The following is a 12,679-nucleotide window of genomic DNA, read 5'->3' on the forward strand; positions in this document are numbered from 1 at the left end:
AACTTATAAAGCTGAATAAATTAAGATTGTTAATTGGAAATGAAATAATCAAGTAAATTAGGGATTTAAATTAAACTAAGTAGATTGAGGAAAATGAAATAGAAGGCAAACGATGGCATGCCGTGTGCGATGAAAGTTGCACGCACGGTGTAGAGCAGGGGAAAAGGTGGAGATAACCTCAAAGTCTTACCTATTGCTATCTTCAGGCCATAGTATGGAATCACAAGAAGATGTTGAAGTGACTAAAAGGTTAAAAGAATGTGGAATTATTATTGGTATCCCTCTTCTAGATCATGTCATCATTGGAGATAATAGTTATGTAAGTTTATTGAAAAAAGGGATTATTTAATACAAAGCAATAAGCCAACTATTTTTAAGGGTGTGTATGGAGGAATAGGAAGATTCTAAAGCGTTTATTCGCATAGATCTTCTTATTCTTTTTTATTTGTAAGGTTGATTTATAAATATATTCATAATATGTGATTCGTGGAAATAGACAGATTAAAAGGTCAGAAATATAGGATAAGAAAAAAGGATCTATGCCTAATAAACTAACAAGATAGCTCTAACCTAAAGCGAGCAAAATTAGCTTAAAGGCTTTTGATATGAAGGGAATAATGCGGGGATTGAAGATGTGAATGCACAACTTGTTCTCAAGGCAATGGAAATAGATTTAGAAAAGAATGCGCCTAAGGTGAACGTAAACGTTTAGAACAAGTATTAGCTAAATATCGAAAAGAAGCTTAAGGTAAATGGAATTTTCTTCCCTGAAAGAGCTGTTCCATTGTTATACATAAGAACTCCTCTTGAATATCAAGGAGGGAACGGTATAATCTTGTTTGGGTTCGAACCAGCGACCGCCACCTTGTTAAGGTGGCGGTCTTTTTGATACATTAATCTTCTTTCTGTATTATAAATTCCCAAAACTTCCTTAATTCCTCTCGCTTTTGGGGAGAGGCACTTTTAATTGATGTAAACCATTTCTCTAATTCTGTATTATGTACTTCGGTACTATCTTTTGCAATGAATCCTATTTCTTCTAATAAGGATCTAGTACTTATATTCATGGCGTTTGCTATTTTTTCAATTACTAATAGTGTTGGTTCTACAGGTTTTCCTGTTCTGGAATCTACGCCTTTTTCAAGTTTGTCTATATAAGTATGACTAACATCGCATTTTTGAGCAAAATCGCGCAAGGATAGTTTATTTGTTAAACGATAATTTTTAATAATTTCACCAAGAGTTTTCTTCATATGTAATCCTCCTATTACAATTGTAAACAATAATTTACAAAAAGAAACTAAAATAGAGAAAAAATATGTAAAACATTGTTGACGATTTAGTAAACTATGATTTACAATTATTTTGTAATCATATGAATACATAAGCGGAGAGGAGTAGAGCAGTGAATAGGATAGCTGAATTACGGAAAGAAAAACTAATATCACAAGAAAAATTAGCGGAACAAGTTGGTTTATCGCGCACTTATATTTCTGAGATAGAGAATAATAAAAAACAACCAAACGTTAAGTTAGCTATAAAAATAGCAAAGGTTTTGGGAAAAAGCGTTGAATCTATTTTTGGGCCCACTTGTAAACTATAGTTTACAAGTGGGGTGAGTGAGAATTCAATTACCTTACATAGCAGCTACATCATAATCTAAACAATTTAATTAACGGTAAAAAATACGGAGAAGGGAAGTGTTTAATATGAACATGAAAACATTTGAAATGCGTGAAAAACGTTTAGCAGAACTACTAGGTGCAAAAGTACTATGGGAATTTATCAGTGCCGTCACAGAGGAAATTGAAAAGCAGGAATTAGGGTCTACACCAGGTTTATTAGAAGATCTATTCATACATGTGAAAGAAACCATTCAAATTCAAAATATGAATCAACGCATAACAAAAGCCCCTGTAAAAACAGAGGCTGGTAGTATAGATAAAGAGACATTATATATAGAAGCATATGTAGAATTAATTAATCATAAGTTTCTTATTTCTGAATTAGCTGTAGAGCTTTCATCTGTTCTAAAAGAATTAAATTGTTTTGTTCAATCATCTTTGCCACAGCTTCAAAGTGAGCTTGATTCTCAAGAACCTCAATCTGCTTCTCTTTAGGGAGTGATTGAAGTATTTCTTTAATTTCTTTACACTCGTATATGTTATTCTCCGAGTCTTCGATTAATTTATTGCGACGATTGGTGTATTCAAGTGCACCTAAAGTCGCTAATGCGCGAGGATCTAATCCTAGAATTTCCATGTATTCCTCTCCTTTCTTCTACAATAATTCGATAGGCGGAAGGAGATTCCTTTAATAATTTGGTAGAGTTTTTATAGTTATATAACATATTTTTTATCATTTTAGCAAAGAAGACTGCTTCCTCAAGGAGCGTGAAGGGTCACAGTCCAGTGAGTAGGTGGGAGATGAATTGGCTTCGAACAAGGGATGGCAGGAAGCTATCGTAATTGTGCGACTTACAGAAAGTTTTACTCCATTATATATCGAATGTACGTTCGGTATATAATAGCCATATACCGAAATGGAGGTGAATCAAATGATAATTAATAAAGCCTATAAGTTTCGTATCTATCCAAATCAAGCACAAGCAATTCTAATTAACAAAACGATAGGTTGTTCTCGCTTTGTATTCAATCATTTCCTATCTCTATGGGATCACGCATACAAAGAGACTGGAAAAGGTTTAACATATGGTACATGTTCTGCTAAACTTCCTGCCATGAAGAAAGAGTTTGTTTGGCTCAAAGAAGTGGATAGTATTGCGATTCAGTCGTCTGTTCGCAACCTTGCGGATGCGTATACACGATTTTTCAAAAAACAAAATAGTGCCCCGCGTTTCAAATCCAAGAAGAATAACGTACAATCTTATACCACAAAACAAACAAATGAAAATATTGCCGTTGTAGGGAACAAAATAAAGTTGCCCAAACTAGGCCTTGTTCGATTTGCCAAAAGTCGTGAAGTAGAGGGACGTATTGTAAATGCGACTGTTAGACGAAACCCTTCTGGTAGATATTTTGTGTCACTATTAGTTGAAACAGAAGTACAAGAACTTCCGAAAACACATTCTTACATTGGGATAGATGTAGGACTAAAAGATTTCGCCATTTTGTCAGATGGAACACCCTATGAAAATCCGAAGTTTTTCCGATTATTAGAAGATAAGTTGGCGAAAGCACAGCGTGTTCTTTCTAGAAGAATGAAAGGATCTTCTCGCTGGAATAAACAACGAGTAAAAGTAGCTAGAATTCATGAATACATATCAAATGCTAGAAAAGATTACTTAGACAAAATCTCGACTGAAATCATCAAAAGCCACGATGTTATCGGTATAGAGGATTTGCAAGTATCGAATATGTTAAAGAATCATAAGTTAGCAAAAGCAATTAGTGAAGTATCTTGGTCACAGTTTCGAACCATGTTGGAATATAAAGCAAAATGGTATGGCAAACAAGTCATTGTCGTATCGAAAACATTTGCTTCCAGCCAATTATGTTCTTGTTGTGGATATCAAAATAAAGACGTTAAAAATCTAAACCTACGTAAATGGGACTGTCCTTCTTGTCGTATGCACCATGATAGGGATATTAACGCAAGTATCAATATAAAGAATGAAGCAATAAGACTTCTAACCGCAAGGACTGCGGGGTTAGCCTAATCAATTAGAGTTCGATAGAACTCTTTACTTAGGAATCCCTCACTTCTAAACGAAGTGAAAGTGGGGGTAGTTCAATTAGCAGGAATACTCTAGAATTAGACTTAAAATGTTTACCTTCGTCTAAATACAAGTTATACACACATATATTGATCTTATAAAGGTATATATTACACATAATATTATGTTAAAGGTGGCGAATTGTATCATGAAAGATTTTGTTCTCGAAAAAGAAAACATTATTCGTAAATATGGTGAATGGACCGCTTATGATATTAAATTAACGGATACTCTATATACAAGAGATATTCGACAACCAAATCCTGCGTTAAAAAAAATTGTGACAATGATTCAAGATATCACACAATGTGATTTTAAAAATCTTCGAATCTTAGATTTAGCTTGTTTAGAGGGGCATTACGCTATTGAGTTTGCTATGCAAGGCGCAACTGTTGTAGGGATAGAAGGAAGAGAATCAAACATACAAAAAGCTATATTCGCTAAAGATTTATTAAGGTTGGAAAACTTAACCTTTTATCAAGATGATGTAAGAAATTTAAGTGCTGACAAATATGGTCAATTTGATATTGTTTTATGCTCGGGTATTTTATATCATTTAGACTGCTCAGATGTATTCCCCTTTTTAGAAAAAGTGTATGAAGTATGCAAAAGGTTTGTAATAATTGATACTCATATCACTTCTACTCCTAATGTATCAGTACTTTATAAAAATTATGAATATAAGGGACACACAATGCTAGAACACTCTGCTAATTCATCAATAGAAGAACGTTTAAAAGCAAAATGGGCATCATTAGATAACGTTACTAGTTTTTGGATGACAAAATCCTCTTTATACAATTTTTTAACGCGAACAGGTTTCTCTTCTATAAATGAATCCAGAAGTTTAGTTCAAGAAGATAGGATTACTGTTGTAGCTTTTAAGAAATATCCTATAGAAATTAAAAGCTCTCCTGAAACAGAAAAATACATTGAACCCGATTATTTAGAATGCTAAAAATAACACGTTTAAGTTTAATATCCTAATTACTCTGTATGAGGTAGTACTATATGCCCTTCAAGCTAAAAACTTAAAGTATCCCTAAACAAAATTATCAATTTTCCAAAAGCTATTTATATAAATGCAATCCGTTCCTTCCGCTTTGGGGGCACTATAAAGTTTTAGCTTTATAGTGATGGGATAGCACCGCATTGCTATCAACTTAAAGAAATACTTCCGAAAACAAAAAATGAAAAGAATAATAAAAAAGCTTATCATTACGTGTTGAAGGATAAGCTTTTTTATTTAGAGTTCGATAGAACTCTTAACTTAGGAATTCCCCCACTTCTAAACGAAGTGAAAGTGGGGGTAATTCAATTGTAATTACAACAAATTAGTTAAGAAAGACTTAAATACAAGTGGTTACTAAAATAGTGCCTTTCTTAAATTGTTCGCATTTAATGTACCTCATGTAACAGTCTTCTTATCTCATTTTTTCTAATAGTCATCCCAGCTTCAGAAACTGTGTAACGGAAACCAAAGAAACATGAAGCTAATTAATATAGTAAAAGAACCATTTAAAAATATGTTGTGATTATAAAATGGTGCCAAGAAAGGATTGCTCATTTTATGCTTCTACAGTTCATACAATAAATTGATGAATTTCTAAAAGCGGAACCATATTTGGAAATTTAGGCTGATGGTGAGTGAAATAAAGATGCTTGGTGTTGTGAAAAATTAGGTAGTTTAAAAGGGGATTTTTTATGAAGAATGAACGAGTAGTAACTTGTAATAAAAAAGGAAGTATTGCAGTCGTTACAATTCAAAATCCACCAGTCAACACTTTAAGTTTAGAAGTAGTTCAACAATTAGTAGATTTATTAGAGGAAATAGAAATTGATAATGATATTTCAGTCATAATTATAACTGGAAGTGGAGAAAAGGCCTTTGTAGCAGGAGGGAATATAAAAGAATTTCCAGATTGGATGGGCAAAGGTGAAAAATATGCCGAGATGAAATCATTAGAATTGCAACAACCTCTTAATCAACTAGAGAATCTGTCCAAACCGACTATAGCTGCTGTTAATGGGTTAGCACTAGGTGGTGGATGTGAATTAGCACTTGCTTGTGACCTGAGGATAATAGAAGAACAATCTTTAATTGGATTACCGGAAATTACGTTAGGTTTATTTCCTGGGGCTGGAGGAACCCAACGCTTACCTAGATTAATTGGAGAAGGGAAAGCAAAAGAGATGATGTTCACAGGGAAATCGATTACAGCTAAAGAAGCAAAAGAAATAGGCTTGGTTAACTACATTACCCCTCGAGGAGAGGCGTTAAATAAAGCAAAAGAGATTGCAAGGGATATAAGTAAATTTTCTCTTCCAGCTCTCACCTATATGAAGTTGGCAATTCGCGAAGGGGCAGCAGTACCTTTACAAGAAGGGCTCGAGATTGAAGCGCGTTACTTTGGAAAAGTATTTCAAACAGAGGATGTGAAGGAGGGGGTAAAGGCATTTATTGAAAAAAGAATGCCGCATTTTACAAATAAATAGAATGGGACGAAAAAAGTTATCCAGGTTTATTCTACACTATGTCAACATAGATGCTGTTTTTAAAGCTATTTATTTGTTTTTCGCAACACCTTTCAGATCTAGTTCGTCTAATAAATAGATTTGTAGTAGCATGTCTATTTCAAAAGTGAAAATAAATAAAAAGGCGGAGGAATAGAATGGAAAATGGTACAAATGAAAAGGAAATAAATCAAACGCCTTTAGTAAGTGTATTAATTCCTACGTATAATCGTCCACACTACTTTGAAAAAGCTTTATGTAGTGTATTAGAACAAACGTATCCTAATATGGAAATTATAATAGGGGATGATAGTACAAACGAAGAAACAGAGAAAGTGTTACAAAAGTACTTGTATGATCATTCAAATATTATTTATATAAAAAATAAGTCAACTCTGGGACAATTTGAGAACTCACGTATGTTATTTCATAAAGCGAAAGGTGAGTATATAAACTTCTTAATGGATGATGATTTATTTCATGTAAATAAAATTGAAAAAATGATGAAATACTTTTTAAATGACCTAGATAATGAAATTAAGCTTGTAACATCCCATCGCCAAGTAATGGATGCAGAAGGAAACCTATTGCCAGATGTTTATTCAACGATGCGTTTATTTTATACAGATACGATTATAGATGGGTCACAATTAGGAAAAATGGTGATTATGAATCAAAAGAATTATATAGGAGAACCGACAACGGTTTTATTTCGTAAAAGTGATTTAACAGAACCGTATGGTGTATTTGATAAAAGGCGGTATCTTTGCAACGTAGATGTAGCTTCATGGTTATCTTTACTGAGTAAAGGGAAAGCGGTATATATAGCGGAGACACTCAGTTACTTTCGATTACATTCAAATCAGCAGTTAAATGAATCTAATAAAATGATGGATGGGTTAGAAGATTTTTCTCATAGTATTATTATAGCTGGAGAAAAATATGGTTTCTTATCCTCCGAAGAGGAGTTAGACAGAGCTATTACAAATTTTCTAGACTATGCAAGAAGAATTGTTCCATCATCCATATTATATTCATTGGATTACTATCAACAAATCAAGCTAAAGAAAATAAATATTGAAAAGAAAAAACAGCGTATGAATATCAACTCGCACCTCCCAAAAGTCAGTATACTAATTCCTGCCTACAATAGACCTCATTACTTAGAATTAGCCCTCAAAAGTGCTTTGAATCAAACCTATGAAAATATTGAAATTATAATTTCTGACGATAGTACAAATGATGAAGTAAAAACAATGATCCAGCCATACTTAAAAGAACATGAATGTATAACATATGTTAAAAATGAAAATCCATTGGTGGCTGAAAATTTTAATCAATGTATAGAGCTTGCTACTGGTGAATATATAAATTTTTTATTAGATGATGATTTATTTCATCTTGAAAAGATTGAGAGAATGATGAAATACTTTTTTGAATTAGAAAACATTGCATTTGTGACGTCGTACCGTGAACTGATTGATGAGAATGGAGAGGTATTACCCCCCTCTACATTGAATATGAAAATTGCCGCAGAAACTACAATTTTTGAAGGGGAAACACTAGGGAATTATATGTTGAAAAACTTGAAAAACGTAGTTGGAGAACCGACAACGGTTTTGTTTAATCGCAATTTTTTTGGAGGAAAATTTGGTTATTTTAAGGGGAAAGCGTATTCTTCTATTAATGACATTGCAACTTGGTTAGATATGATGAGGAAAGGAAAAGTAGTTTATATAGAGGAACCTCTTAGCTACTTTAGACAACATAGTGGACAAAATCAAAAACAAATGTACTTTATATTAATGACAATTGAAGAATGGATTGAATTAATTACAGATGCACATAATAGTGGTTTTTTAAATACTGAACAAGATTATAAAGAGAGCTTATCTTATTGTTTGGAGAATGCGGGATTTATACTTAAGGATGCAGTAAGAAGTGGAGAACTAGATCAAATTTATAATGAAAAGATAAAAAGTGGGTTAATTAAACTAGTTACTCAAATATTTGAGAAAAATATTTGTTATTGCCAATATTGCAATCAAGAATTTAAAAGTTTTTCTCCTTGGCCAGCACATTATGATTTTCTAAAATATGAATTTGAGATGTGGAATAAAGATACAGGTATCTGTCCAGTTTGCTATTCGATGGATCGTGACAGGTTGTATCGTGCGTACATTGAAACAGAAACGGATTTGTTAAGTAGGAATTATACTATGCTTCATATTGCACCTGAAGTGAAGGTAAGAGGATGGCTTAACCAGTTTAAAAACATTACTTATATATGTGGGGATTTAGAACCAAAGGATTCTTTAATGGAGGAAATTGATATTACGAGAATTGCATACGAAAATAATACCTTTGATGTTATTTTATGTAGTCATGTATTAGAACACGTGCCTGACGATGAAAAAGCAATGCGAGAATTATATAGGGTACTAAAGCCAAATGGGTGGGGAATTATTCAAGTGCCAATCGTAATGAATGTAGATTTTACTATAGAGGATAAATCTATTGTAACGCCATTATTGAGAAAAATAGCCTTTGGTCAAGAAGATCATGTTAGGATTTATAATCGATCGGGATTTATTCAACGATTAACAGATGCGGGCTTTAAGGTGGAATTATATAACTTAGCTCAGAAACAAGGAATAGAAATTGCTAGGAAATTCGGATTATCAGAAACGGATATGCTCTATATTGTCCGAAAATGATAGAAAGGAATAGATGCATATGGAGAATATTCCTTTTTTACGTGCGTCAATTGTACCTGCAAACGAGTACTTAGATGAATTAGAGCGAATTGATATCTCCCACATATATACAAATTATGGACCTATAAATCAACGTTTTGAAGAAACAATTATGTCGGAATTTTTTCAGAACAGGGGAGCAGTTACAACAGTAGCAAACGCAACGTTAGGGTTAATGGCGGCAATTCAATGTAAGAAAAGAAAAAAAGGAAAGTATGCGCTTATGCCTAGTTTTACATTCCCTGCTACTCCATTGGCAGCTATTTGGTGTGGCTTGGAGCCTTATTTTATTGATATTTCATTAGATGATTGGTGTATGGATAAAACGGTACTTTTGGATAAGATTGATGAATTAAAAGAAGAGGTTGCAGTTGTTGTTCCATATGCAACATTCGGATCATGGATGGACTTGAAAGACTATGAAGAATTAGAGAAAAAGGGCGTTCCGGTTGTTGTAGATGCGGCACCAGGGTTTGGATTAATGCATGAGGGTGTACATTACGGTCAGAATTTTAGTGGTATGATTGTATATAGCTTTCATGCAACAAAGCCTTTCGGAATTGGTGAAGGTGGTATGATATATAGCCATAATGAGGAAGAGATAAATCAAATTAAAAGAATGGGTAATTTTGGATTTGATCATAATCGTGAATGTACGATGATGGGGTTTAACTGTAAAATGACTGAATATGCAGCAGCTATTGGGATTACAACGATAAATAAATGGAATCAAAAAATGCAAGAACGAACTCGTATCTCTGAATGGTATAAACAGTTATTACAAAGTACGGGATTAATAAAAAAAGGCTGGCAAGTTCAAAAGACAAAAGCAGTTATTCATCAATTTATGCCTATCCTCTGTTCAGAAAAAATTAACAATATGCAGATAATAGAAGAGTTGAAAAAGCAAAAGATAGAAGCTAGATCATATTTTTCACCATCTTGTCATCAACAAGATTTCTTTAAAAAATATAAGTCTACAGATTTAACAAATACAAATAAAATAGAAAAACGAATCATTAGTCTACCTTTATGGGAAGGAATGACAAAAGAAATCGTAGAGAAAATTATAATGTGTTTAATGCAGAAGGGGGTTTCCACAGATGAATAGTTTTTATAGTCAAGAAGAGCTGAGCGAAATTGGCTTTCTATCCGTCGGGGAAAATGTATTAATAAGTAAAAAAACCAGCATATATAATCCAGGTGCTATATCTGTTGGGAATAATGTAAGAATCGATGACTTTTGCATTTTAAGTGGCAAAATTACAATTGGAAGTTATTCGCATATAGCGGCATATACAGCGTTATTTGGAGGAGAAATGGGGATTGAAATGCATGATTTTGCAAATATTTCATCAAAAACAATTGTATATGCAGCAATTGATGATTTTAGCGGAAATACATTAATGGGACCGACTGTTCCAGATCAATATAAAAATGTGAAAGCTGGAAAAGTTATTTTAAAAAAGCATGCTATTGTTGGTGCGCATTCTATTATCTTTCCAAATGTAGTAATAGGAGAAGGAGCGGCTGTTGGTGCGATGAGTATGGTAAAAGAAAGTTTAGATGATTGGTATATGTATGCTGGGGTGCCTGTGAGAAAAATAAAAGCTCGTAAAAAAAAGATAGTAGAATTAGAAAATGAATTTTTAAAAAGCATTAATTCCTGAGTGTTTAAAAGATTTTGTTGCAGCATTTCTCAAAAAAATAAAAAAAGACATGTATGAGGGGATATTATGGTGATTACTGTATTATTTATGGGGCTATCTTATAGTTATCTTTTTGTAGTAAAGAGGGTTGTTGTAACACATTGCTATCCCCTTAAACATTTCCAATGTCCCAAAGTAAAAAAACGTTATTCTTTCTAGATAAGCTAAATAGGAAAGGAGGGCGTTTTTTTATGAATTTCTCGATTGAATCACCTTATATGATTCAAGTAACAAACAATTATAAAAAATTGTTTGTTACTTGAATTTATTTTGATTTGTATAGAGTTAAGTTTCACCTTCTAGTGTTGCGATATATAATCTAAGCTTCTATTTTTTAGTTGCAGATAATACCTTATAACAATGTCTAAAATAACAACAGCCATAAGAAGTAAATTCAACACATACAAATATACGTATCTAGAAAAAAATCTAATGTAATTTATGTTAAAAGAAGGGTGGTAACTTTAAAAATGGAAAATGAAACAAATTTACTGGAGGATGAGTTGAAAAAACTTTTGATTGCAAATATAAATGATCCTGAGACACTATTAAAGTTAGGTGAGATTTACTACTCTAGTGGTCGACTATATTTAGCAGCAAATTATTTATCCTATGTTATGAAAATGACTAACAATATTGATTTATCCAACAAAGCAAATCAATTATTGTTTTTAGCAGAACGTGCAATCCAAATTAACATTAACGATAATATGCATTCTACTTCTGGATTTTTAGATACACTTATAATGGAACTTCTTAATTGCTTAAAGAACCATTATTACTATAATATCGATATTGGATTATTTGAACTTATGCATGTTCGTCCCTCCATTGATTCAATTGTTGTAAATATCCAAAATGAAAAAGAAGAAATTCTGAAGCACCTACAAGGACTTGAAGAACTATATTTCAAATTGAATGATCCCTTTTCCAAAGAGTTATTAATTAAACTCTTGTCATTTCGATTATTAGGGAATCATAAAGTAAAGTTACCTTTAAATACTATTAATTATTGGAATCAAAGAAAATCTATTCAAAACCTCATTCATTCTACAGAAACACTTCAAACTAATTATCATAATTGGACGCTACAATTGTTTGATTTAACTCCTTTAAAGTATAATTTGCGGTTATTTTATGTTTCGATGGGAATTAGTGCAACTTTTTTAGATAAGCAGTATGAATACAATAAAGTTTCACCCGCAATAAAAGTAAAAGAAGGAGACATTGTTATTGACGCAGGTGGATGTTTTGGGGATACTGCTCTTTATTTCGCCCATGAAGTAGGAGAAACTGGCCATGTTTATACAATTGAATTTATACCAAGCAATTTAGAAATTATGTCGAAAAACATCAATTTAAATGAAACACTTCAAAATCATATTACAATTGTTAAACACCCTCTTTGGAATGATTCAAATACTTCGCTATATTATAAAGATCAAGGTGCTGCAAGTTTTGTATCATTTTCTGAAGAATCAGGTGTTACAGATAAAGTTAGTACCATCACTATAGATAATTTGGTGATAGAACAAAAACTTCATAAATTGGATTTCATTAAAATGGATATTGAAGGTGCTGAAATGAATGCATTAAAAGGTGCTATCCATTCTATAACTACATTTCGCCCTACGCTTGCTATTGCGATTTATCATCAAATCAGTGATTTTGTTAATGTTATGAAATTTATTAACGATTTAAATTTGGGATATCAATTTTATTTAGGCCACTATACTATTAATGCTCAAGAAACAATTTTATTTGCGGTTGCAAGAGAGAAGATGGAAGTGAGTGGTTAAAAATGAAGAATAAATCTCAAAGACGTCTTGCGGTAATTGATACCAAATTCCCTTGGAAGTTAAGTGGATTTCGTTATTGGGAGAATTACCAAATCTATAAAGAACGACCTGATACTCTTTACTTTGCTACTGAGGTATATACGGATGATTTTCCAACAAAAGTAC

The 12,679-nt window shown here is 32.5% G+C and carries 10 protein-coding genes and 1 pseudogene; 10 read left to right on the plus strand and 1 reads right to left on the minus strand.

Annotation, left to right across the window (positions count from 1 at the left end; translation table 11 throughout):
- Nucleotides 1-202 precede the first annotated feature (202 nt).
- A pseudogene (locus tag ACTFR3_RS20385) lies at nt 203-349 on the plus strand (JAB domain-containing protein); the annotation flags it as partial.
- Nucleotides 350-893: 544 nt separating this feature from the next.
- Here ACTFR3_RS20385 and ACTFR3_RS20390 read toward each other — a convergent pair.
- The gene (locus ACTFR3_RS20390) at nt 894-1,253 is read right to left on the minus strand and encodes a helix-turn-helix domain-containing protein (protein WP_098255238.1); all 360 of its coding nucleotides are present in this window, start codon (nt 1,251-1,253) and stop codon (nt 894-896) included.
- A 152-nt stretch (nt 1,254-1,405) separates the two neighbouring features.
- On the opposite strand from ACTFR3_RS20390, the gene ACTFR3_RS20395 reads away from it, so the two are divergent.
- The 9 genes from ACTFR3_RS20395 to ACTFR3_RS20435 all read left to right on the plus strand — a co-directional run bounded on the left by ACTFR3_RS20395 (nt 1,406) and on the right by ACTFR3_RS20435 (nt 12,514).
- The gene (locus ACTFR3_RS20395) at nt 1,406-1,603 is read left to right on the plus strand and encodes a helix-turn-helix transcriptional regulator (RefSeq protein WP_016136230.1); all 198 of its coding nucleotides are present in this window, start codon (nt 1,406-1,408) and stop codon (nt 1,601-1,603) included.
- A 106-nt stretch (nt 1,604-1,709) separates the two neighbouring features.
- Nucleotides 1,710-2,120: a hypothetical protein gene (locus ACTFR3_RS20400; protein WP_139848436.1), complete on the plus strand. Its 411-nt coding sequence runs from the start codon at nt 1,710-1,712 to the stop codon at nt 2,118-2,120.
- A 437-nt stretch (nt 2,121-2,557) separates the two neighbouring features.
- Nucleotides 2,558-3,679 (plus strand): IS200/IS605 family element RNA-guided endonuclease TnpB, encoded by a 1,122-nt coding sequence (tnpB, locus tag ACTFR3_RS20405; protein ID WP_440044757.1) that lies wholly within the window; start codon nt 2,558-2,560, stop codon nt 3,677-3,679.
- A 205-nt stretch (nt 3,680-3,884) separates the two neighbouring features.
- Nucleotides 3,885-4,694 (plus strand): class I SAM-dependent methyltransferase, encoded by an 810-nt coding sequence (locus tag ACTFR3_RS20410; protein ID WP_139848437.1) that lies wholly within the window; start codon nt 3,885-3,887, stop codon nt 4,692-4,694.
- Nucleotides 4,695-5,440: 746 nt separating this feature from the next.
- Nucleotides 5,441-6,232 (plus strand): enoyl-CoA hydratase, encoded by a 792-nt coding sequence (locus ACTFR3_RS20415; RefSeq protein ID WP_440044758.1) that lies wholly within the window; start codon nt 5,441-5,443, stop codon nt 6,230-6,232.
- A 176-nt stretch (nt 6,233-6,408) separates the two neighbouring features.
- The gene (locus tag ACTFR3_RS20420; RefSeq protein WP_440044759.1) at nt 6,409-8,967 is read left to right on the plus strand and encodes a glycosyltransferase; all 2,559 of its coding nucleotides are present in this window, start codon (nt 6,409-6,411) and stop codon (nt 8,965-8,967) included.
- A 19-nt stretch (nt 8,968-8,986) separates the two neighbouring features.
- Complete coding sequence (locus ACTFR3_RS20425; protein WP_074540514.1) at nt 8,987-10,117, plus strand: aminotransferase class I/II-fold pyridoxal phosphate-dependent enzyme; 1,131 nt, start codon at nt 8,987-8,989, stop codon at nt 10,115-10,117.
- The gene (locus ACTFR3_RS20430; protein WP_426937846.1) at nt 10,110-10,676 is read left to right on the plus strand and encodes an acyltransferase; all 567 of its coding nucleotides are present in this window, start codon (nt 10,110-10,112) and stop codon (nt 10,674-10,676) included. Before ACTFR3_RS20425 ends, ACTFR3_RS20430 begins: the two co-directional genes overlap by 8 nt.
- 509 nt (nt 10,677-11,185) lie before the next feature.
- Complete coding sequence (locus ACTFR3_RS20435) at nt 11,186-12,514, plus strand: FkbM family methyltransferase (protein WP_098788076.1); 1,329 nt, start codon at nt 11,186-11,188, stop codon at nt 12,512-12,514.
- Nucleotides 12,515-12,679 lie beyond the last annotated feature (165 nt).

Source organism: Bacillus cereus group sp. MYBK14-1, from assembly GCF_051916885.1.
In the GTDB taxonomy this organism is placed as follows: domain Bacteria; phylum Bacillota; class Bacilli; order Bacillales; family Bacillaceae_G; genus Bacillus_A; species Bacillus_A cereus.

What these genes read in the sequence shown, in the direction of transcription:
- ACTFR3_RS20390 (WP_098255238.1), bottom strand. Translation starts at nt 1,253, where the DNA reads ATGAAGAAAACTCTTGGTGAAATTATTAAAAATTATCGTTTAACAAAT.
- ACTFR3_RS20400 (WP_139848436.1), top strand. Translation starts at nt 1,710, where the DNA reads ATGAACATGAAAACATTTGAAATGCGTGAAAAACGTTTAGCAGAACTA.
- tnpB (WP_440044757.1), top strand. Translation starts at nt 2,558, where the DNA reads ATGATAATTAATAAAGCCTATAAGTTTCGTATCTATCCAAATCAAGCA.
- ACTFR3_RS20410 (WP_139848437.1), top strand. Translation starts at nt 3,885, where the DNA reads ATGAAAGATTTTGTTCTCGAAAAAGAAAACATTATTCGTAAATATGGT.
- ACTFR3_RS20415 (WP_440044758.1), top strand. Translation starts at nt 5,441, where the DNA reads ATGAAGAATGAACGAGTAGTAACTTGTAATAAAAAAGGAAGTATTGCA.
- ACTFR3_RS20420 (WP_440044759.1), top strand. Translation starts at nt 6,409, where the DNA reads ATGGAAAATGGTACAAATGAAAAGGAAATAAATCAAACGCCTTTAGTA.
- ACTFR3_RS20425 (WP_074540514.1), top strand. Translation starts at nt 8,987, where the DNA reads ATGGAGAATATTCCTTTTTTACGTGCGTCAATTGTACCTGCAAACGAG.
- ACTFR3_RS20430 (WP_426937846.1), top strand. Translation starts at nt 10,110, where the DNA reads ATGAATAGTTTTTATAGTCAAGAAGAGCTGAGCGAAATTGGCTTTCTA.
- ACTFR3_RS20435 (WP_098788076.1), top strand. Translation starts at nt 11,186, where the DNA reads ATGGAAAATGAAACAAATTTACTGGAGGATGAGTTGAAAAAACTTTTG.